Source organism: Klebsiella sp. K-Nf6, assembly GCF_002806655.1.
Taxonomy (GTDB): Bacteria; Pseudomonadota; Gammaproteobacteria; order Enterobacterales; family Enterobacteriaceae; genus Klebsiella; species Klebsiella variicola.
In genome coordinates, this window is the sequence record NZ_PIBN01000008.1 from 91,324 (window position 1) to 114,025 (window position 22,702).

Here is a 22,702-nt window from a genome sequence, read left to right on the forward strand (position 1 = left end):
CCCGTGCAGGATCGCAATTTCGATGACATTGCTGAAAAGTTTTCGCGCAATATTTACGGCACCACAAAAGGTCAGCTGCGCCAGGCGATCCTTTGGCAGGATCTGGAACCGCTGCTGGCGCAGCTGGGGCCGGGACCGCTGAGGGTGCTGGATGCCGGCGGCGGCGAAGGGCAAACGGCCATCAAAGTGGCGCAACTGGGCCATCACGTGACGCTGTGCGATCTCTCTGCTGAAATGGTGGCGCGCGCCCGCCAGGCGGCCGTCGATAAAGGTGTGATCGACAACATGCATTTTGTACAATGCGCGGCTCAGGATATTGCGCAGCATTTGGAAAGCCCGGTCGATCTGGTACTGTTTCATGCGGTACTGGAGTGGGTGGCGGAGCCCCAGGAGGTGCTGCGTACGCTGTGGTCGACGCTGCGTCCTGGCGGTGGGCTGTCGTTGATGTTCTACAATGCTAACGGCCTGCTGATGCACAATATGGTGGCCGGTAATTTCGATTACGTACAATTGGGCATGCCAAAAAAGAAAAAACGCACGCTGTCGCCGGATTATCCGCGTGAGCCGCAGCAGGTTTATCACTGGCTGGAAGAGATTGGCTGGCAGATTGTCAGCAAAACCGGCGTGCGGGTGTTTCATGATTATCTGCGTGAAAAACGCCAACAGCATGACAGCTATGCGGCACTGCTGGAGCTGGAAACGCGCTACTGTCGTCAGGAGCCGTATCTCAGCCTGGGCCGTTATATTCATGTCACCGCGCTTAAGAGCCAGGCTCATAGCCGCAGATGCAAGGATAAAGTATGAGTGAATTTTCCCAGACAGTCCCCGAACTGGTTGCCTGGGCCAGGAAAAATGATTTTTCTATCTCGCTGCCGGTCGACAGACTCTCTTTTCTGCTGGCGGTCGCCACGCTGAACGGCGAACGGCTGGAAGGGGAAATGAGCGAGGGAGAACTGGTGGATGCGTTCCGCCACGTCAGTGATGCGTTTGAGCAGACCAGCGAAACCATCAGCCAGCGCGCCAATAATGCGATCAACGATTTGGTGCGCCAGCGTCTGCTGAACCGCTTTACCAGCGAAATTACCGAAGGCAATGCGATCTATCGCCTGACGCCGTTGGGGATCGGGATCACCGATTACTATATCCGTCAGCGTGAATTCTCGACGCTGCGTCTCTCGATGCAACTGTCGATCGTCGCCGGCGAGCTGAAGCGCGCGGCGGATGCCGCAGAAGAGGGCGGGGATGAGTTCCACTGGCATCGCAACGTTTTCGCTCCGCTGAAATATTCCGTGGCGGAAATTTTCGACAGCATCGACCTGACGCAGCGCATTATGGATGAGCAGCAGCAGCTGGTGAAAGACGATATCGCGCAGCTGTTAAATAAAGACTGGCGCGCGGCGATTTCCAGCTGTGAACTGCTGCTGTCGGAAACCTCTGGCACGCTGCGTGAACTGCAGGATACGCTGGATGCGGCGGGGGATAAACTGCAGGCGAATCTGCTGCGCATCCAGGATTCGACCATGGCGCGCGACGATTTGCATTTTGTCGACCGGCTGGTATTCGACCTGCAAAGCAAGCTCGATCGCATCGTCAGCTGGGGTCAACAGGCGATTGACCTGTGGATCGGCTACGACCGCCACGTGCACAAGTTTATCCGTACCGCTATCGATATGGATAAGAACCGCGTCTTCGCCCAGCGTCTGCGCCAGTCGGTACAGACCTATTTTGATGAGCCGTGGGCGCTGACTTACGCCAACGCCGACCGTCTGCTGGATATGCGCGATGAAGAGATGGCGCTGCGCGATGAAGAGGTCACCGGCGAACTGCCGGCGGATCTCGAATTTGAAGAGTTTAACGAAATTCGCGAGCAGCTGGCGGCGCTAATTGAAGCGCAACTGGCGGTCTATAAAGAGAAGGGAATACCGCTGGACCTCGGCCTGGTGGCGCGGGAGTTCCTGGCGCAGTATCCGCGCGGGCGTCACTTCGACGTGGCGCGGATCGTCGTGGATCAGGCGGTACAGCTGGGCGTCGCCCAGGCAGATTTCACCGGACTGCCGGCAAAATGGCAGCCGATTAATGATTACGGAGCCAAGGTACAGGCGCATGTCATTGACAAATATTGAACAAGTGATGCCGGTTAAGCTGGCGCAGGCGTTGGCCAATCCGTTATTTCCGGCGCTGGACAGCGCCCTGCGCGCGGGCCGTCATATCGGTCTCGACGAGCTGGATAATCACGCATTTTTGATGGATTTCCAGGATTATCTGGAAGAGTTTTACGCTCGCTATAACGTCGAGTTGATCCGCGCGCCGGAAGGGTTCTTCTACCTGCGCCCGCGGTCCACCACGCTGATTTCGCGCTCGGTGCTGTCGGAGCTGGATATGATGGTGGGCAAAATTCTTTGCTATCTCTACCTCAGCCCGGAGCGTCTGGCAAACGAAGGGATTTTCACCCAGCAGGAACTCTATGACGAACTGCTGACCCTGGCGGATGAAGCCAAGCTGCTGAAGCTGGTGAACAACCGTTCCACCGGTTCGGATCTGGACCGCCAGAAGCTGCAGGAAAAAATGCGCGCGTCGCTTAACCGCCTGCGCCGCCTGGGGATGGTGTGGTTTATGGGCCATGACAGCAGCAAGTTTCGCATTACCGAATCGGTATTCCGCTTTGGCGCCGATGTGCGCGCCGGCGACGACCCGCGCGAGGCGCAGCGCCGCCTGATCCGCGACGGGGAAGCGATGGCTCTGGAAAATCACCTGCAGCTCAATGATGAGAATGAAGAAAACCAGCCGGATAGCGGGGAGGACGAGTAATGATTGAACGCGGTAAGTTTCGCTCGCTAACGCTGGTTAACTGGAACGGTTTCTTTGCCCGGACCTTTGATCTTGATGAACTGGTGACCACCCTCTCCGGGGGGAACGGCGCGGGTAAGTCCACGACCATGGCGGCTTTCGTCACGGCGCTGATCCCGGATTTAACCCTGTTGCACTTCCGTAACACCACCGAAGCGGGCGCCACCAGCGGTTCGCGCGATAAAGGCCTGCACGGTAAACTGCGCGCCGGCGTCTGTTACTCGGTGCTCGACGTGATCAACTCGCGCCACCAGCGCGTGGTGGTTGGCGTACGTCTGCAGCAGGTCGCCGGGCGCGACCGTAAAGTCGATATTAAGCCATTTGCCATCCAGGGGCTGCCCACCTCGATCCAACCGACCCAGCTGTTGACCGAGACGCTCAACGATCGTCAGGCGCGCGTGGTAAGCCTCAATGAGCTGAAAGACAAGCTCGAGGCGATGGAAGGGGTTCAGTTCAAGCAGTTCAACTCGATCACCGAATATCACTCGTTGATGTTCGATCTGGGCGTGGTGGCGCGTCGTCTGCGTTCCGCCTCCGATCGTAGCAAATACTACCGCCTGATTGAGGCCTCGCTGTACGGCGGGATCTCCAGCACCATTACCCGCTCGCTGCGCGATTACCTGCTGCCGGAAAACAGTGGCGTGCGTAAAGCGTTCCAGGATATGGAAGCGGCGCTGCGGGAAAACCGCATGACGCTGGAAGCCATTCGCGTTACCCAGTCCGACCGCGATCTGTTTAAACACCTGATCAGCGAAGCCACCAACTACGTGGCGGCGGACTATATGCGTCACGCCAACGAGCGGCGCATTCACCTGGATAAGGCGCTGGAGTATCGTCGCGATCTCTTTACCTCGCGTTCGCAACTGGCGGCCGAGCAGTATAAGCACGTCGAGATGGCGCGTGAGCTGCAGGAGCACAACGGCGCGGAAGGCGATCTGGAAGCCGATTACCAGGCCGCCAGCGATCACCTGAACCTGGTGCAGACCGCTCTGCGTCAGCAGGAAAAAATTGAGCGCTACGAAGCGGATCTCGACGAGCTGCAGATCCGTCTGGAAGAGCAGAATGAAGTGGTGGCGGAAGCCGCCGACCAGCAGGAAGAGAACGAAGCCCGCGCCGAAGCCGCCGAGCTGGAAGTGGATGAGCTGAAAAACCAGCTCGCCGACTATCAGCAGGCGCTCGACGTCCAGCAGACCCGTGCCATTCAGTATAACCAGGCGCTGCAGGCGCTGGAGCGCGCGAAGGCGCTGTGCCATCTGCCGGATCTGACGCCAGAGAGCGCCGACGAGTGGCTGGAAACCTTCCAGGCGAAAGAGCAGGAAGCGACGGAGAAAATGCTGTCGCTGGAACAGAAAATGAGCGTGGCGCAAACCGCGCACAGCCAGTTCGAACAGGCGTACCAACTGGTGGCGGCGATTAACGGCCCGCTGGCGCGTAATGAAGCCTGGGACGTGGCGCGCGAATTGCTGCGCGACGGCGTTAACCAGCGCCATCAGGCCGAGCAGGCGCAGGGGCTGCGCAGCCGTCTCAACGAGCTGGAGCAGCGTCTGCGCGAGCAGCAGGACGCCGAGCGTCAGCTGGCTGAGTTCTGCAAACGCCAGGGCAAACGCTACGATATCGACGATCTGGAAACGCTGCATCAGGAGCTGGAAGCGCGCATCGCGTCGCTGGCCGACAGCGTCTCTGACGCTCAGGAACAGCGCATGACCCTGCGTCAGGAGCTGGAGCAATTGCAGTCGCGCACCCAGACGCTGATGCGTCGGGCGCCGATCTGGCTGGCGGCGCAGAACAGCCTCAACCAGCTGTGCGAGCAGAGCGGCGAACAGTTTGAGTCCGGCCAGGAGGTCACCGAGTACCTGCAGCAGCTGCTGGAGCGTGAGCGTGAGGCTATCGTTGAACGTGACGAGGTCGGCGCCCGCAAGCGGGCCATCGACGAAGAAATCGAGCGTCTCAGTCAGCCGGGCGGCTCTGAAGACCCGCGTCTGAACGCGCTGGCGGAGCGCTTTGGCGGCGTCCTGTTGTCGGAAATTTATGACGACGTTAGCCTCGAAGATGCGCCGTACTTCTCCGCGCTGTATGGCCCGTCGCGCCATGCGATCGTGGTGCCGGATCTGTCGCAGGTGGCGGAGCAGCTCGAAGGGTTGGAAGATTGTCCGGAAGATCTGTATCTGATCGAAGGCGATCCGCAGTCCTTCGACGACAGCGTATTTAGCGTCGACGAGCTGGAAAAAGCGGTGGTGGTGAAGATTGCCGACCGCCAGTGGCGTTATTCACGTTTCCCAACGCTGCCGCTGTTTGGTCGCGCGGCGCGCGAAAACCGCATCGAAACGCTGCATGCTGAGCGTGAGAGCCTCTCCGAGCGTTTCGCAACCCTGTCGTTCGACGTGCAGAAAACCCAGCGTCTGCACCAGGCTTTCAGCCGCTTCATTGGCAGCCATCTGGCGGTCGCTTTCGAGGACGATCCGGAAGAAGAGATCCGCAAACTGAACAGCCGCCGCGGCGAGCTGGAGCGTGCGCTGAACGCCCATGAGAGCGATAACCAACAGAACCGCGTGCAGTATGAGCAGGCGAAAGAGGGCGTTTCTGCGCTCAACCGCCTGCTGCCGCGCCTGAACCTGCTGGCGGATGATACGCTGGCCGACCGTGTGGACGAGATCCAGGAACGTCTGGATGAAGCGCAGGAGGCGGCGCGCTTTATTCAGCAGCATGGCAATCAGCTGGCGAAGCTGGAGCCGATCGTCTCGGTGTTGCAGAGCGATCCGGAGCAGTTTGAGCAGCTGAAAGAAGATTACGCCTATGCGCAGCAAACCCAGCGCGATGCGCGTCAGCAGGCCTTCGCGCTGGCGGAAGTCGTGCAGCGCCGGGCCCACTTCAGCTACTCCGATTCGGCGGAGATGCTCAGTGGCAACAGCGATCTCAACGAGAAGCTGCGCCAGCGTCTGCAACACGCGGAGTCCGAGCGTAGCCGCGCGCGCGAAGCGATGCGAAGCCATGTTGCGCAGTTGAACCAGTACAACCAGGTGCTGGCGTCGCTGAAGAGCTCGTATGACACCAAAAAAGAGCTGCTCAACGATCTGTATAAAGAGCTGCAGGATATCGGCGTGCGCGCCGACGCCGGGGCGGAAGAGCGTGCGCGTGCGCGTCGTGACGAGCTGCACATGCAGCTGAGCAACAACCGCTCCCGCCGCAATCAGCTGGAGAAAGCGTTGACCTTCTGCGAAGCGGAAATGGACAACCTGACCCGTAAACTGCGCAAGCTGGAGCGTGATTACTGCGAAATGCGTGAGCAGGTCGTCAGCGCCAAGGCGGGCTGGTGTGCGGTGATGCGTCTGGTGAAAGACAACGGCGTGGAACGTCGTCTGCACCGCCGCGAGCTGGCTTATCTCTCTGCCGACGAACTGCGTTCGATGTCGGATAAGGCGCTGGGCGCGCTGCGTCTGGCGGTTTCCGATAACGAGCACCTGCGTGACGTGCTGCGTATTTCGGAAGATCCGAAACGTCCGGAGCGCAAAATCCAGTTTTTCGTCGCCGTCTATCAGCATCTGCGCGAGCGTATCCGTCAGGATATTATTCGTACCGATGACCCGGTGGAAGCGATCGAGCAGATGGAGATCGAGCTCAGTCGTCTGACCGAAGAGCTGACCAACCGCGAACAGAAGCTGGCGATCAGTTCCCGCAGCGTGGCGAACATTATTCGCAAAACCATTCAGCGTGAGCAGAACCGTATCCGGATGCTCAACCAGGGGCTGCAGAGCGTCTCGTTCGGCCAGGTTAACAGCGTGCGTCTGAACGTCAACGTGCGCGAAACCCACTCGACGCTGCTTGATGTACTCTCCGAACAGCATGAGCAGCATCAGGATCTGTTTAACAGTAATCGCCTGACCTTCTCGGAAGCGCTGGCGAAACTGTATCAGCGCCTGAATCCGCAGATTGATATGGGGCAACGTACGCCGCAAACCATCGGCGAGGAGCTGCTCGACTACCGCAACTATCTGGAGATGGAAGTGGAAGTTAACCGTGGCTCCGACGGCTGGCTGCGCGCGGAGTCCGGCGCGCTGTCAACCGGGGAAGCGATCGGTACCGGGATGTCGATTCTGGTGATGGTGGTGCAGAGCTGGGAAGATGAATCCCGTCGTCTGCGCGGCAAGGACATCTCGCCATGTCGTCTGCTGTTCCTCGATGAAGCGGCGCGTCTCGATGCCCGCTCCATCGCCACACTGTTCGAACTGTGCGAACGTCTGGAGATGCAGCTGATTATCGCGGCGCCAGAGAACATCAGTCCGGAAAAAGGCACCACCTATAAACTGGTGCGTAAAGTGTTCAATAATCATGAACATGTGCACGTGGTCGGGTTGCGCGGTTTTGCCGCGCCGGTGCCGGAAGCCCTGCCGGGGACTGCCGACGCCTCCTGAGGCTGCGGCTAAATCCTGGTGCGTAAGCGGTGAAAAGGGCAACGTTAAGTTGCCCTTTTTGCTATCCAGCCTGGTATGCCTGGGTGGTATAATCTTTAAGCTTCTTTACATTAGGTAAGGCAAAAGCCTTTTCGTCTTTATATACTGTGATAAAGCCCACTAATTTGTGGGCGGCAATGTGTGACAACAGGGGGCAAGGGATGTTGCTAAAGAAACGGTATGGTCGTCCATTGTCAGCGCTCAGCCTGAGCCTGGCACTGGCATTTGCTCCGCTGTTCAATGTCCAGGCCGCAGAGCCTGAAGTCGTACCCGGTGATAGCTCCGCTACACCTGGAGAGCTTTCCGTCGCGCTGACGCAAAGCGATGGGCAATCGCCGGCGGTCGCGAAGCTAGCCGGTGAGCAGCCGTTGTCGATGGAGGCCGCGGCGAACAGTCGCGCCCAGATCGAAGCGCTGTTGCCGGCAGGGTACAAACCTGTCTTTATGAATCCGCTGGTATCGCTGTACGCCGCCAGGGATATGAAACCGATGTGGGAAAACCGCGAGGCGGTGCAGGCGTTCCAGCAGCAGCTGGCGGAAATCGCTATCGCCGGTTTTCAGCCGCAGTTTACCACCTGGGTCAGCTTGCTGACCGATCCCGCTGTCAGCGGCATGGCGCGCGATGTGGTGTTGTCGGATGCCATGATGGGCTACCTGCATTTTATCAGTGGTATCCCCACCCAGGGCACTCGCTGGTTGTACGGTTCGACACCGTACAAAATGGCGACCCCACCGCTGTCGGTAATTAACCAGTGGCAGCTGGCGCTGGACAATGGTTCCCTGCCGGCGTTTATCGCCGACCTGGCACCGCATCATCCACAGTATGAAACCATGCACCAGTCGCTGCTGGCGCTGGTGGCTGATTCTCGCCCGTGGCCGCAGCTAACCGGCAGCGGCTCGCTGCGCCCCGGTGAATGGAGCAATGATATCGGTGCCCTGCGTGAGATCCTCCAGCGTACCGGGATGCTGGAAAATACGGCCGATATCGTTCTGCCCGGCGATGTGGTCAGCCCGTCGGCGAAGAAAAAGAGCAAATCGGCTGCGGCCCGCGGCGTGTACGATCGCCAGCTGGTGGAGGGCGTGAAGCGCTTCCAGGCCATGCAGGGGCTGGGGGCGGATGGCGTCATTGGCCAGTCCACCCGCGACTGGCTCAACGTCTCCTCCGCGCAGCGTGCGGGGGTGCTGGCCCTGAATATTCAGCGTTTACGCCTGCTGCCGGGCAAACTCTCGACCGGCATTATGGTGAATATTCCCGCTTTCTCGCTGGTCTATTACCAGGATGGCAGCCAGGTGCTGGCCTCGCGGGTGATCGTGGGGCGTCCGGACCGCAAAACGCCGATGATGAGCAGCGCGTTGAATAACGTGGTGGTCAATCCGCCGTGGAATGTGCCGCCGACGCTGGCGCGCAAAGATATCCTGCCGAAGGTGCGGAATAACCCAGGCTATCTGGAACAACATGGCTACACCATGATGCGCGGCTGGAACAGTAAAGAGTCGATTGATCCTTACCGGGTCGACTGGTCGACCATCACCGAGAATAATTTACCGTTCCGTTTTCAGCAGGCGCCGGGGGCGCGTAACTCACTGGGCCGCTACAAGTTTAATATGCCGAGTTCGGATGCTATCTATCTGCACGATACGCCAAACCATAATCTGTTCCAGAAAGATGTTCGTGCGCTCAGCTCCGGCTGCGTACGCGTCAATAAGGCCTCGGAGCTGGCCAATATGCTGCTGCAGGATGCGGGCTGGAACGACACGCGTATTTCCGATGCCCTGAAGCAAGGGGATACGCGCTATGTCAATATTCGGCAAAATATACCGGTGAATTTATATTACTTAACGGCTTTTGTGGACGCTGATGGACGTACACAATATCGAACAGATATTTACAATTATGATCTTACCGCGCGATCCAGTGCACAAATTCTGACGAAAGCTGAACAATTAATCAGGTAAATGAAGTAGTTCAATGGATTTTGTTGTCCTAGCACTGGGTAAAAAAGGGCGCTGCTCCTCTGCAGCGCCCGATTTTCCTGGGGTGAGGCTGCCTTGACGTTGGCAATAATGCCCGGTAAGGTGCCTTTCGTGCGCCAGAAGTGCATATACATATAATTCCGCTCAATGCGTAGCGCGGCCAGCGCGAACGCTCTCCTTTGCCGGGCTGTATCACGGTTGTGGCGAGCGATGGCGAGCTGGCGGTTAGCCTCGTGCGATGCGGAAAAAGTATATAACGATTCATTGACTGTAGACCTGATTATCATGGACAAATTTGACGCTAATCGCCGCAGATTGCTGGCGTTGGGTGGTGCTGCGCTGGGTGCTGCCGCCATTCTCCCTGCGCCGGCATTTGCCACCCTCTCGACCCCCCGTCCGCGTATTTTGACGCTGAATAACCTGCATACCGGTGAATCGCTCAAGGCGGAGTTTTTCGATGGCAGAGGCTATATTCAGGATGAATTAGCAAGACTTAATCATTTTTTCCGTGATTACCGCGCGAATAAAATTAAGTCCATCGACCCAAGTCTGTTCGATCATCTTTATCGGTTGCAGGGATTGCTTGGCACCAACAAACCTGTCCAGCTTATTTCTGGTTATCGTTCCCTCGATACCAACGATGAGCTTCGCGCACGAAGCCGTGGTGTAGCGAAACACAGCTATCACACCAAGGGGCAGGCAATGGATTTCCATATTGAAGGCATTTCGTTAAGCAATATACGCAAAGCGGCGTTATCTATGCGCGCAGGTGGTGTAGGATATTACCCACGTAGTAACTTTGTGCATATTGATACCGGTCCGGTAAGGCACTGGTAACGAAAGGAGCGTCATGAACTATCGTATTATTCCGGTTACCGCGTTCGCGCAGAACTGTTCTCTTATCTGGTGCGAACAAACCCGGCTGGCAGCGCTGGTCGATCCTGGCGGCGATGCTGAACGTATCAAAGCGGTGGTGGCGGAGGCGGGCGTCACGCTGATGCAGATCCTGCTGACGCATGGCCATCTCGATCACGTCGGCGCCGCTGCGGAACTGGCGCAGCATTATGGCGTACCGGTTATTGGTCCGGAAAAAGAAGATGAGTTCTGGCTGGAAGGATTACCGGCGCAAAGCCGGATGTTCGGCCTGGAGGATTGCCAGCCGCTGCGTCCGGATCGCTGGCTCAATGAAGGCGATGTGGTCAATGTAGGGAATGTGGCGTTGCAGGTGTTCCACTGTCCGGGCCATACGCCGGGTCACGTGGTCTTCTTTGATGACGCCTCCCGATTGCTCATTTCCGGGGACGTGATTTTTAAAGGCGGGGTGGGGCGCAGCGATTTTCCACGCGGCGACCATGGACAGCTGATTGCGGCCATTAAAGATAAGCTGTTGCCGCTGGGCGATGACGTGACCTTTATTCCCGGCCATGGTCCACTGTCGACGCTGGGTGAGGAACGCCGTAACAACCCGTTCCTGCAGGATGAGATGCCGGTCTGGTGACAGACATGACGCGAACACATAAAAAAGGCCGCATTCGCGGCCTTTTTCTTTTATCTCGCTTAGCGCACTCTGTCGCTTACAGTACCGCGACGATGGCTTCGCACAGCGGCGCCATATTGTCGGGCGTCATCCCGGCCACGTTGATACGTCCGGAAGCAACCGCATAAATGGCGAACTCTTCGCGCAGACGCAGCACCTGCTCTTTGCTCAGCCCGCTGAACGAGAACATGCCGTTCTGCTTGCTGATAAAGCTGAAGTCGCGACTCGCGCCTTTCTCCTGCAGGGTGTTGACGAACAGCAGGCGCATACGCTGGATGCGCTGGCGCATATCGGTCAGTTCCTGTTCCCAGATCGCACGCAGCGCATCGTTGCTCAGAATAGTGGCGACCACAGAGGCGCCATGCGCAGGCGGGTTGGAGTAGTTGGCGCGGATCACCGATTTCATCTGACTGAACGCGCGGTCCACGGTCTCCTGATCGGCGGCGACCAGCGTGCAGGCGCCGACGCGCTCGTTGTACAGGCCAAAGTTTTTCGAGTAGGAGCTGGCGACCAGCAACTCTTTGTGCAGCGCAGCAAAGGCGCGCAGCCCTTCAGCATCTTCTTCCAGACCGCGGGCGAAGCCCTGGTAGGCGAAATCAAACAGCGGGAGCCAGCCTTTTTCCACTGACAGCTGCGCCAGCTGCTGCCACTGGTCGAGCGTCGGATCGATACCGGTCGGGTTGTGGCAGCAGCCGTGGAACAGCACCACGTCGCCTGCCTGCGCTTCGTTCAGGCTGGCCAGCAAACCATCAAAGTCCAGCGCATGGTTAGCGGCGTCGTAGTAGGTATATTCGCGCACTTCCAGGCCGGCAGAGTTAAACACGCTTTTATGGTTCGGCCAGCTTGGGTTGCTCACCCAAACGCGTTTTACGTCGGTGTTTTTGGCGAGGAAGTCAGCCGCGACACGCAGAGCGCCAGTACCGCCTGGGGTCTGCGCAGTACGGGCGCGTTTATCAGCGATAATCGCATTGCCTTTACCGAACAGCAGCTCCTGGGTGCAGCGACCAAATTCAGGAATACCATCGATGCCCAAATAGTTTTTAGTCGTTTCATTTTCCAGCAGGTACTGCTCTGCTTTTTTGACGCTGGTCAGAACGGGTGTTTTACCGGTTTCATCCTTGTAAACACCAATTCCGAGGTTAATTTTTTCAGGGCGGTCATCGGCACGAAACAGATCGGCCAGACCTAAAATCGGGTCGGCTGGGGCGGCGGTAATGTTCTCAAACATGACGAGGTTCCATTGTGATTACTGAAGGGAAATCCGCTATCAGGTTAACGGGAGAATAACGAATTGCCAACCGTTTGCGACAAAAAGCGAGAAGGTTTTCGAAAGATACGATCTTTGCCTCACGAATACAGAAAAGCAGGACCGAAGTCCTGCTTTGAAGGCATATCACGAAGGGGTGTACTGCAGATTAGAACTGGTAAACGATACCCACGGCCGCCTGGTCGTCGGTCGCTACGCCAGCCGCTTTGGTGTAATCGTTGTCGCTCAGCTGGTTGAATTTATACGCAGCATAAACGTTCATGTTCTTGTTGAAGTAGTACCAGGTACCCACTTCGATGTATTTAACCAGATCCGCATCGCCGCCGGAGAAGCCAGCACGCGACTGCAGGTCTTTACCTTTGGTCTGCACGTAGCCGATGGACGGACGCAGGCCGAAGTCGAACTGATACTGTACGACAGCTTCAAAGTTCTGAGTTTTGCCCGCGAAGTGGTTATCTTCTTCCGGAGTCATGTTGTAGGTCTGGGAGTACATGACTGCCGCGTAGACGTTGTTGGCGTCATATTTTGCAGAGGTTGCCCAGGCTTCGGCTTTGTCGCCATTGCCGTCAGCTTTCTGATCGACGCTACGGTTGGAGCCGGAGTAGCCTGCAGACAGCGCGATACCGTTGTCGAACGCGTAGGTGGCCGCGGTGCTGAAGCCGTCGCCATTCTGCTTGCGAACCGCACGGTCGTGGTCGTTTTTACCCTGGTACTGCAGCGCGAAGCTCAGGCCGTCAACCAGACCGAAGAAGTCAGAGTTACGGTAGGTTGCCACGCCGTTGGTACGGCCGGTCATGTAGTTGTCGGTGTAGTTCCAGCCGTCGCCGCCCCATTCAACCAGCATATCGGTTGCTGCTTCGACATCGTAGATCGCGCCGTAGTTACGGCCGTAGTCGAATGAACCGTATTCGCCCGCTTTCAGACCCGCGAACGCCAGACGGGTTTTCGTCGGCTGGGAACCTTCAACGTTGGACGCATCCATGTTGTATTCCCACTGGCCGTAACCGGTCAGCTGATCGTTGATCTGAGTTTCGCCTTTCAGGCCGATACGGGCATAGGTGGTATCGTCGCTGCTGGTGTTACCATTGGTGGTCCAGACGTGCTCGCCGACCATTTTCCCGTAGAAGTCCAGTTTGTTGCCGTTTTTGTTATAGATTTCTGCAGCGTTGGCTGCACCGGCTACCAGCAGGGCAGGGATCACCACTGCCAGAATATTGCGCTTCATCATTATTTATTACCCTCATTAATATTTTTTATATGAACACGTGCCACTGCCGTCAATAAGTTCTGTCAATAAAAACTTACAGAACCATTGATGAGAGTTTGGTGTCTGAAGGCATCTTTCCATCCGCGACAACGTTTCGCTAGCCGGAAAATGCTACTAATATCTCATATGAGTAACAAAACGAAAAATCATGTAACTAAATGTGTATTTTAGGGAACTTTGTGAACTTAATCAAAATTCCGTTCCACCTGATAAGGCAAAACGCCATTGCTTATCTATCTATATGAATTATTTATGATTAATTTGGATAAGCGGTAATTCGTTCATTTTGTGTGTTGAATTCGCCTTCTTTTTATTCAGCTCCTGTCTTTGCAAGACGTGCGGCGAGTGGTTAAAAAATGAGCAGATTTATCAGTGGTTTTGCGTTCTTATGAACATAAAGTGCGATCTGCGTCACTGGCATGCACCGAAACAGTGCGTAACATAAATGTGATTTCCAGGCCTTGATGTTTAAGTTTGTTGAATTTTGCTAACAGTAATTGACATAAAAAAAGGCCAGCTTGCGCTGGCCTCTGAGGTTTATAACCGAAAAATTTAGAATGTCGCGTTGCGCGGGGTTCGCGGGAACGGAATGACATCGCGGACGTTCTGCACGCCGGTTACGTAGGCAATCAGACGTTCGAAGCCCAGACCAAAGCCGGAGTGTGGCACGGTGCCGTAGCGGCGCAGGTCGCGATACCACCAGTAGTCTTCTTTGTTGAGCCCCATCTCTGCCATACGTGCGTCCAGCACGTCGAGACGTTCTTCACGCTGGGAACCACCGATGATCTCACCGATGCCCGGCGCCAGGACATCCATTGCCGCGACGGTTTTACCGTCTTCGTTAAGGCGCATGTAGAACGCCTTAATGTCTTTCGGGTAGTTTTTCACCACGACCGGTGCTTTGAAGTGCTCTTCGGCCAGATAACGTTCGTGCTCGGAGGAGAGATCCACGCCCCAGTAAACCGGGTTCTCAAACTGCTTGCCGCAGTTTTCCAGAATAGTGACGGCATCGGTGTAATCCACCTGGGCAAAGTCAGCGGAGACGAAACGCTGCAGACGGTCGATAGCGTCTTTGTCTACGCGCTCGGCGAAGAACTGCATATCATCCGCACGCTCTTCCAGTACTGCCTTGAAGACGTACTTGAGCATCGCTTCTGCCAGACCTGCAACATCATTCAGGTTGGCGAAGGCGACTTCCGGCTCCAGCATCCAGAACTCCGCCAGGTGACGGCTGGTGTTGGAGTTTTCGGCACGGAAGGTCGGGCCGAAGGTGTAAATTTTCGACAGCGCACAGGCGTAGGTCTCGCCGTTCAGCTGGCCGGATACGGTCAGGAACGACTCCTTACCGAAGAAGTCTTTATCGAAGTCGACTTTGCCCTGGTCGTTACGCGGCAGGTTTTCCAGATCCAGCGTCGACACGCGGAACATTTCGCCGGCGCCTTCGGTATCGGAAGCGGTGATCAGCGGGGTGGAAACCCAGAAGAAGCCCTGTTCGTCGAAGAAACGGTGCAGCGCCTGCGCCAGGGTATGACGCACGCGAGCTACCGCACCAATCAGGTTGGTGCGCGGACGCAGGTGCGCCACTTCACGCAGATACTCGATGCTGTGGCGCTTGGCCGCCATCGGGTAGGTGTCCGGGTCTTCCACCCAGCCGGTCACTTCCACGCTGGTCGCCTGGATCTCAAAGCTTTGACCCTGACCCTGGGAAGCCACGACTTTACCGGTGACAATCACCGAGCAACCGGTGGTCAGACGCAGCACTTCCTGATTGTAATTGGGCAGAGAATTATTAATAACGGCCTGTACAGGATCAAAGCAGGAACCGTCATAGACGGCGAGGAATGAAAAGCCAGCTTTAGAATCTCGGCGGGTACGCACCCATCCGCGGACCGTGACTTCGCTGTCAACGGCAACGCGGCCCTGGAGTACGTCGGCTACAGGCACAACGCTCATAATAGTCTCTCTTTGTAGTCCAATAAAAAATTCTGTTTCCCCCTTCAGCGGGGGGATATCTATGTTACCTGTCATCTTCCATCAGACAAGCAGAATTCGCACATGGGAGGGAGGATTTCGGAAATAAATTAGCCGCGGGGCCGTTCTTTACCTTCCGTTTACCTCTTTTACGCGAATTATTCGATAATGACCGTCATTTCCTGCTTCGCGTTTTGCATCGATACGATGGTGCGGAAGGATTTGATATTCCCCGAGGCAAAGAAGAGCTCACGGGTCAGGGCTTCGTATTCCGCCATATCGCGGACGTTGATCACCAACAGAAAATCGAAGTCGCCGGTGACGTAATAAACCTGCTGCACCTGCGGGCAACTGACAAACCGCTGTTTATCCTCTTCAAGTAGGTCAAGGCGTTCATTCTCGATCGTAACCTGCACCATGATAGTGGTTGGACGGCCCACTTTACTGGCATCAACCACGCTCACGCTGCCTTTAATGATGCCAGCTTCTTCCAGCGTGGCAATTCGCCGGTTGACCGCCGAGGCGGAAAGACTGACGCGATCGGCGATTTCCCGCTGCGACAGGCGATTGTTGCGCTGTAGCAGGGTGAGAATTTTTTTATCCCAACTATCCAGTTTCATTATCTTTGTCGCCCTAAATACCTGTGATCGGCCTCACGCATGCAACTTTGTTGCGTGAAAGAGGTGAATCAGAGTGAAAATTGCGAAGTTATGGGCAATTTTGCGCCATTTAACCATCGGCGGCAGTGTACCATCTCAGACAGTGGTAAAGCGTGAAATCGCTACAGAAAACCACTGACGTTATTTCTATAGCCTAAATAATTCGAGTTGCAGAAAGCCAACACACATGCAACTTGAAGTATGACGGGTATACATCGATTTATTCGACCATCTCTTTATTGGCCGCGCGGATCCCTGCGCCCTTTATTTGGCCGGGCTGGTCGTTGATTAATTCATCGTCGTACGACGATATGGATAAAAGGTTTATTTATGACGGACACGATTAAATATCAACTCAACGCCCGGCATCTGCCGTATGAACAGGGGGCGGACCTCAGTCTGCTCAATGAAAGCGTTGGCGACGAAGTGCTGGCATTCCATCAAAAATTCCCCGCCTATCGGGTAACGCCGCTGCGCAAGTTGGATTATTTAAGCCAGCGTCTCGGGCTGGGATCGTTGCATATAAAGGATGAAGCGCAGCGTTTCGGCCTTAACGCCTTTAAAGGATTAGGCGGTTCTTATGCGATGGGAAAATATCTCGCTGAACAGCTTGGGCGCGATATTAATACTTTGAGCTTTAGCGATCTTAATTCACCAGAAATTAAAGCCCGTATTAAAGATATTGTGTTTGTCACCGCCACCGATGGCAACCACGGCCGCGGCGTGGCGTGGGCGGCGGAGCAGCTTGGGCTACGGGCGGTTGTTTATATGCCTAAAGGTTCCTCGCCGGTCCGCGCACAGAATATTCGCCAGCATGGCGCTGAGTGCACAATAACCGAACTCAATTATGACGATACCGTCCGTCTGGCGGATAAAACCGCCAAAGAGCAGGGGTGGGTACTGCTGCAGGACACCGCCTGGCAGGGCTATGAACAGATCCCTACCTGGATCATGCAAGGTTATATGACGCTCGCCGTTGAAACCTGGCAGCAGTTGGCGCAAAGCGGCGCCAGGATGCCTACGCATCTGTTTTTACAAGCCGGCGTCGGCTCTTTTGCCGGCAGCATTATGGGGTATTTCGTTGAGAAGATGCAGCAGAATGCGCCGACGATAGTGATCCTTGAACCGCATAAAGCGAACTGCCTGTACCGTTCGGCAACCATCAATGACGGGCAACCGCACAGCGTCGGCGGCAACATGGCGACGTTAATGGCCGGCCTTGCTTGCGGCGAACCCAATATCACCAGTTGGCCGATGCTGCGTGACCATGCCCGTTGTTTTATCTCTGCCGATGATTGTCTTGCCGCTAACGGCATGCGCCTGCTGGCCGCGCCGCGGCCAGGTACCGATGAACCCTTTATCTCCGGCGAATCCGGCGCCATCGGCGCGGGAGTGCTTTATGCGCTGATGACCCAGCCGGAATACCGCGAACTTGCCGAAGCGCTGCGGCTGAATGCTGATGCGCAGGTCCTGTTAATCAGCACTGAAGGAGATACGTCCCCGGATGTCTATGAAGACATCGTCTGGTTTGGCCGTAATGGCTAATCGCCATCGGCAATAACAAGAGGGTCATCTTACCTACCCTACGAGCCCTCGGTATGACATGCGTTCTGACTAATAACGAAAACATACGCGGATTCGCGTAATGCATAGAGAGAACCTGACCGATGAATACTGAAAATGCTGTGACAGAAAGAGGATGTTGCGATGCCGCAAAGTGGCATAGCGAAGATACCGTGTGGGTGCTTGGCCTGTTCGGCACGGCAATTGGCGCCGGGGTGTTGTTTCTGCCGATTAACGCCGGAATTGGCGGTTTTTGGCCGCTGCTTATCGTTTTTGCTCTTGCTTTTCCCATTACTTATCTGGCGCATCGCGGGCTGGCACGATTTATTTATTCTTCCAACACGCCGGAAAGCACGATCACCGATGTCATTGGCGAGCATTTTGGCGCGCTAGCGGGGAAGGTGTTTACCGTTATCTATTTCTTCGCTGTGTACACCATTTTGATTATGTATGCGGTAGCCATTACGAATACTGCGCAAAGTTTTATCAGCCATCAACTGGGGCTGGCGGAGCCGCCGCGGGCAGTGGTGTCGATTGTGCTGATCCTCGGGCTGATGTTTATTGTCCGCCTCGGGCAGCGTTTGATTATGCGCGTGATGAGCACCCTGGTTTATCCCTTCATTATTTCACTTATTTTTATGGCGCTGTTTTTGATCCCGCACTGGAACGGCGCGATTTTGCACACCGTGAGCTTCAGCGCAATGGGCGATGGGCGCGGCATTTTACTGACGCTGTGGATGACTTTTCCGGTGCTGGTTATGTCGTTTAACCACTATCCGATCGTCTCGCCGATGGTCGTACGCCAGAAGCAGCGCTACGGACTCGCGCTTGCCGAGCGCAAATGCGCGCAGATCCAGCGCTATGGCATCCTCTTAATGACCGTGGTGGTGCTATTTTTCGTTCTCAGCTGCGTGTTGAGCCTGTCACCACAGCAGTTAGCGGAAGCAAAAGCGCAGAATTTGTCGATCCTGTCGTACCTTGCCAACCAGTTTGAGACGCCGATTATTGCCTGGCTATCGCCAATCATTGCGTTTGTCGCGATTACGAAATCGTTTCTTGGCCACTATATCGGCGCTTATGAATCGCTGCGCGATCTGATTATCGAGGCCGCCGCCGCGCGGGGGAAAAAACCGACTATCCGCGCAGTTGACGCCGTTATTCTGGTTTTTATGGTCCTCACCTGCTGGTTCGCCGCCTATAAGAACCCAAGCATCCTCGGTATTATCGAGTGCATCAGCGGCCCGACCGGGGCTGCGATTCTACTGCTGTTGCCGATGTATGCCATTCATAAGTTACCGGTGCTGGCGCCGTATCGCGGCAAAGCCAGCAACGTTTTCGTCACCCTGATTGGGTTAATTACCGTATCCGCCATTTTTTACGGCATGTTCCAATAACCCCGAACAATAGCGAGATGTTTTATGAGTCATGATCTACAGATAAACGGCCAGCGGCTGATCGATTCCCTGTTTGCGCTTGGTGAATGCGGCGCGTTGGAAGGCGGCGGCGTCTGCCGCCTTGCGGCGACCGCGGAAGATAAAGCCGGTAGGGACTTTGTTGTTGCCCGGATGAACGCGCTGGGGCTGACTATCTATATCGATGCTATCGGCAACGTTACCGGTGTTTATCGCGGAGAAGAGGCGCTACCGATGGTGATGATGGGGTCGCATATCGACACCGTGGGTACTGGCGGCCTGTACGATGGCAACTACGGCGTGATGGCCGGTCTCGAGGTGATTGCCACCCTTCAGGATGCCGGGATTCGTCCGCGGCGTCCGTTAGCCGTAACCTTCTTTACTAATGAGGAGGGGGTGCGCTTCCAGCCCGATATGATGGGAAGCGTGGTGTTTGCCGGGGAGTATCCACTGGCGCAGGCCCTGGCGGCAAAAGACCACAATGGCATTACTCTTGACGAGGCGCTGCGGGAGATTGGCTATAAAGGCGAACATCAGCCGGGCAATCTGCCGGTAGATAGCTACGTCGAACTACATATCGAACAGGGACCTATCCTCGATAAGGAACGGATTGATATCGGCGTCGTCACCGGCGTGCAGGGTATTTCATGGCAAGAATTTACGCTAACAGGCGTGTCGAATCACGCCGGTACGACACCGATGTCCATGCGCCGCGATGCCGGCCTGGCGGCGGCGAAAATCGCCGTTTTTGCCCGTGAACTGGCGATGAGCCTCGGCGGCAATCAGGTGTCTACCGTCGGGCATATCAGCGTTAAACCCAACCTGATTAACGTCATTCCAAATCACGTCGTGATGTCGGTGGATTTACGCAATACCGATAACGCTATCTTAATTGAAGCGGAACGGCGCTTAGCCGAGTTTGTCGCCACAACGGCGCAGGAAGAGGGGGTGGAGATAGCCAGCCGTTCACTGGTGCGTTTTAACCCGGTCATTTTTGCCGATGAAATCGTCAATGCCGTTGAAGCGGAGGCGAAACGTCAAGCCCTCAGTTATCGGCGCCTGCCGAGCGGCGCCGGCCACGACGCGCAATTTATGGCTTCGGTATGCCCCGCAGGGATGATTTTTGTCCCCTGTGTTGACGGCATTAGCCACAACGTCAATGAACATAGCGAAGCCAAAGATCTCATTGCCGGCGCCAATGTGCTGCTGCAGGTGGTATTACAGCGCGCGCAGCGTGCGGCATAATTTTTACAGGAGTGAAGAATGAATCAACAACAGCTAAAGCAGCAGCTTATTGCCTGGCGCCATCACCTGCATGCCAATCCGGAAAGCGCCTTTGAAGAAGTCAAAACCTCGCAGTTTATCGCCGAGAAACTCGAAGCGATGGGCATTGAGGTTCATCGTAATATAGGTAAAACCGGGCTGGTGGGCGTGTTGAAATGTGGCGACGGTAACGGTGTTATCGCCATCCGCGCCGATATCGATGCTATTCAATTGAACGAACAGGGTGAACGGCCTTACCGCTCCACGACCGCCGAACGGATGCACGGCTGCGGGCATGATGGCCATACCTGCATTGCGCTGGGCGCGGCGCAGTTGCTATTGCAGCGGCAAAACTTTAACGGCACCGTCTGTTTTGTTTTTCAACCTGCGGAAGAACCCGGTTATGGCGCCAATGCGATGATGACGGACGGCGTTATCGAGCGTTTCGGCATCGAGGAGATTTACGGCCTGCACAATATGCCGGGTATGAAGGCCGGGACCATCGCCACCCGTGTCGGCGGTATTATGGCCAGCGAAGATAACTTTATTATCCGTATTAAGGGGCAGGGGGCGCATGCCGCCCGGCCGCATATGGCGAAGGATCCGCTGGTGATTGCGGCAGAAATTATTCTGGCGCTGCAGACCATCGTTTCACGCAATATCGACCCGAACGTGCCGGCGGTGATCTCCTGTACGGAGCTTCATACTGACGGTATCCGCAATGCGATCCCCACGCATGTGGAAATTAAAGGGGATACCCGCAGCTACTCGGCTGACGTACAGGCGCTGCTGGAAGCGCGCATGCGGACCATCAGCGAAGCGATTTGCGCGATGCACGGCGCGCAGTGCGAGTTTAGCTATACCCATGAATTCGCCCCGACGGTGAACTGGCAGCAATGCGTTGATGTCGCGGTCAATGCGGCGGTGAACGTCGTGGGGGCGGAAAATGTCGACGGCAACGTCGCGCAGATGATGATTTCGGAGGACTTCGGCGCCTTCCTGCAGGAGATCCCCGGCTGCTTCATCTTTTTAGGTAACGGCGATGCGTCTGATACTCAGGGCAATACGCCGCTGCATAACGCTTGCTACGACTTTAATGATGAAATTTTACTGACCGGCGCGGAGTATTTTGCCGAGGTGATCAGGACAAGATTGCCGCAGTAGTGATGTTAGTCGGCCCGGCAGCGTAACGCCGCCGGGCCGTTTTTTTAACTCGCCTTTTTAATCGGCGGCAGGTCGAACGCCTCGCGCAGGGCGCGGACGAACGCCTTATCGTGGCAGATGGTTTTCCCCGGGCTGTCGGAGAGTTTCGCCACCGGCTTGCCGTTACATTCCACCAGCTTAATCACGATATTGAGCGGTTTAACCTGCGGCAGATCGCAGGTTAAACGGGTGCCGATACCAAAGCTCAATTTCACCCGCGAAGCGAAGTGGCGATACAGGTCGACGGCTTTCGCCAGATCGAGGTTATCGGAGAAGACCAGCACTTTGCTCTGCGGATCGATGCCCAGCTTTTGATAATGGGCGATGGCTTTTTCACCCCATTCCACCGGGTCGCCGGAGTCATGGCGCAAACCCTGATAGCGGGTAGCGAATTCCGGACCAAAATCGCGCAGGAACGCATCCATGGTGATGCAGTCGGTCAGCGCGATGCCCAGCTGGTCGGGATACTCTTCCAGCCAGGCGGCAAGGGCCGCCCGCTGGCTGCTGGCGAGGTTCGGGCTGATCTGCTGGTGGGCCTGGAACCATTCGTGCGCCTGGGTGCCCATCGGGGCTAAATGTAAACGACGAGCCAGATCGTAATTGCTGGTGCCGACAAACCACGGCTCCTGCTGCAGACGTTGCACAATGGCCTCTTGCACTTCGCGTGAAAAACGACGGCGGGTGCCGAAGTCCATCAGGCGGAAGGCGCGCATATCGAGGCCAGCGGTCATGCTGGCGAAGTCGCCTAGCTTATGTTCCAGCGTGTTCAGCGCCTGATCGACGCCCGTCTCGGGTGAACGATAGCGATGGACCAGCTCGCTTATCACCGCCAGCAGCGGGACTTCCCACATGATGGCTTCACGCCACGGGCCGGTAAGGCGAATGTTCAGCTTGCCGTTGTCATTGCTGACCGTGACCTGGCGCGGGTCATAGCGAAAATCGCGCAGCCAGTCGAGATAATCCTGGCGGAAAAAGGGAAGGGTGGACAACCAGTGATATTCATCATCCCGCAGTCTCAGGTCGCGCATGGACTCCACCTGCTCGCGGATCGCGTCGGCATAAATGCCGAGCAGGTCGTCTCCGCGGCAGCGAAACTCCGCCGCCACATGCACATCGCCGTAGCGGTGGAAGACAGCCTGCTGCATGTGCAGCTTGTAGGCATCCGTATCAAGCAGCGAGTGCAGTACAGGAGAAGTGAATTGTGTCATGGTGCGCAGTAGCATCCTCTCACTGGAGCGTTCCATCCAAACCAACGCGAAAAAGGAGGCGGAGTATACCTTTATTACCCGGCT

The 22,702-nt window shown here is 56.1% G+C and carries 16 protein-coding genes; 11 read left to right on the top strand and 5 right to left on the bottom strand.

What is annotated here, in order from left to right:
* Positions 1 to 3: 3 nt before the first annotated feature.
* The 7 genes from cmoM (at position 4) to CWM61_RS15140 (ending at position 10,766) form a co-directional block, all read left to right on the top strand.
* Positions 4 to 804, top strand: a complete 801-nt coding sequence (gene cmoM, locus CWM61_RS15105; RefSeq protein WP_016160569.1) for a tRNA uridine 5-oxyacetic acid(34) methyltransferase CmoM — start codon at positions 4 to 6, stop codon at positions 802 to 804.
* A complete protein-coding gene (gene mukF, locus CWM61_RS15110) occupies positions 801 to 2,123 on the top strand; it encodes a chromosome partition protein MukF (protein ID WP_008805866.1) in 1,323 nt (440 codons plus the stop codon). The genes cmoM and mukF overlap by 4 nt, the downstream gene beginning before the upstream one ends.
* On the top strand, positions 2,104 to 2,808 hold the full coding sequence (mukE, locus tag CWM61_RS15115; RefSeq protein WP_100631481.1) for a chromosome partition protein MukE: 705 nt from the start codon (positions 2,104 to 2,106) through the stop codon (positions 2,806 to 2,808). The genes mukF and mukE overlap by 20 nt, the downstream gene beginning before the upstream one ends.
* On the top strand, positions 2,808 to 7,256 hold the full coding sequence (mukB, locus tag CWM61_RS15120) for a chromosome partition protein MukB (RefSeq protein WP_100631482.1): 4,449 nt from the start codon (positions 2,808 to 2,810) through the stop codon (positions 7,254 to 7,256). The genes mukE and mukB overlap by 1 nt, the downstream gene beginning before the upstream one ends.
* 200 nt (positions 7,257 to 7,456) lie before the next feature.
* Complete coding sequence (gene ldtD / locus CWM61_RS15125) at positions 7,457 to 9,250, top strand: L,D-transpeptidase (protein ID WP_100631483.1); 1,794 nt, start codon at positions 7,457 to 7,459, stop codon at positions 9,248 to 9,250.
* A gap of 303 nt (positions 9,251 to 9,553) precedes the next feature.
* Complete coding sequence (locus CWM61_RS15135; protein ID WP_061156391.1) at positions 9,554 to 10,105, top strand: YcbK family protein; 552 nt, start codon at positions 9,554 to 9,556, stop codon at positions 10,103 to 10,105.
* A gap of 13 nt (positions 10,106 to 10,118) precedes the next feature.
* On the top strand, positions 10,119 to 10,766 hold the full coding sequence (locus tag CWM61_RS15140; protein ID WP_061155170.1) for an MBL fold metallo-hydrolase: 648 nt from the start codon (positions 10,119 to 10,121) through the stop codon (positions 10,764 to 10,766).
* A gap of 76 nt (positions 10,767 to 10,842) precedes the next feature.
* Here CWM61_RS15140 and CWM61_RS15145 read toward each other — a convergent pair whose 3' ends face one another.
* From CWM61_RS15145 to CWM61_RS15160, 4 genes are all read right to left on the bottom strand, one after another.
* Entirely contained in the window at positions 10,843 to 12,033 is a 1,191-nt protein-coding gene (locus tag CWM61_RS15145) for an amino acid aminotransferase (RefSeq protein ID WP_061155169.1), read from the bottom strand.
* 187 nt (positions 12,034 to 12,220) lie between these two features.
* Positions 12,221 to 13,300: a porin OmpK35 gene (gene ompK35, locus CWM61_RS15150; protein WP_077268408.1), complete on the bottom strand. Its 1,080-nt coding sequence runs from the start codon at positions 13,298 to 13,300 to the stop codon at positions 12,221 to 12,223.
* 591 nt (positions 13,301 to 13,891) lie between these two features.
* Positions 13,892 to 15,292: an asparagine--tRNA ligase gene (asnS, locus tag CWM61_RS15155; protein ID WP_039103039.1), complete on the bottom strand. Its 1,401-nt coding sequence runs from the start codon at positions 15,290 to 15,292 to the stop codon at positions 13,892 to 13,894.
* Between the two features lie 176 nt (positions 15,293 to 15,468).
* On the bottom strand, positions 15,469 to 15,930 hold the full coding sequence (locus CWM61_RS15160; RefSeq protein ID WP_074386408.1) for an Lrp/AsnC family transcriptional regulator: 462 nt from the start codon (positions 15,928 to 15,930) through the stop codon (positions 15,469 to 15,471).
* Between the two features lie 369 nt (positions 15,931 to 16,299).
* Here CWM61_RS15160 and dpaL point away from each other — a divergent pair, with 369 nt between their 5' ends.
* The 4 genes from dpaL to CWM61_RS15180 all read left to right on the top strand — a co-directional run bounded on the left by dpaL (position 16,300) and on the right by CWM61_RS15180 (position 21,371).
* Positions 16,300 to 17,514, top strand: a complete 1,215-nt coding sequence (gene dpaL, locus CWM61_RS15165) for a diaminopropionate ammonia-lyase (protein ID WP_227521382.1) — start codon at positions 16,300 to 16,302, stop codon at positions 17,512 to 17,514.
* Between the two features lie 122 nt (positions 17,515 to 17,636).
* A complete protein-coding gene (locus CWM61_RS15170) occupies positions 17,637 to 18,926 on the top strand; it encodes an aromatic amino acid transport family protein (RefSeq protein ID WP_074386406.1) in 1,290 nt (429 codons plus the stop codon).
* 24 nt (positions 18,927 to 18,950) lie between these two features.
* Positions 18,951 to 20,189, top strand: a complete 1,239-nt coding sequence (locus CWM61_RS15175) for a Zn-dependent hydrolase (RefSeq protein ID WP_074386405.1) — start codon at positions 18,951 to 18,953, stop codon at positions 20,187 to 20,189.
* A gap of 18 nt (positions 20,190 to 20,207) precedes the next feature.
* A complete protein-coding gene (locus CWM61_RS15180; protein WP_100631484.1) occupies positions 20,208 to 21,371 on the top strand; it encodes a M20 aminoacylase family protein in 1,164 nt (387 codons plus the stop codon).
* Positions 21,372 to 21,415: 44 nt separating this feature from the next.
* Here CWM61_RS15180 and pncB read toward each other — a convergent pair whose 3' ends face one another.
* Positions 21,416 to 22,618 (bottom strand): nicotinate phosphoribosyltransferase, encoded by a 1,203-nt coding sequence (gene pncB / locus CWM61_RS15185; protein WP_100631485.1) that lies wholly within the window; start codon positions 22,616 to 22,618, stop codon positions 21,416 to 21,418.
* Between the last annotated feature and the right edge of the window lie 84 nt (positions 22,619 to 22,702).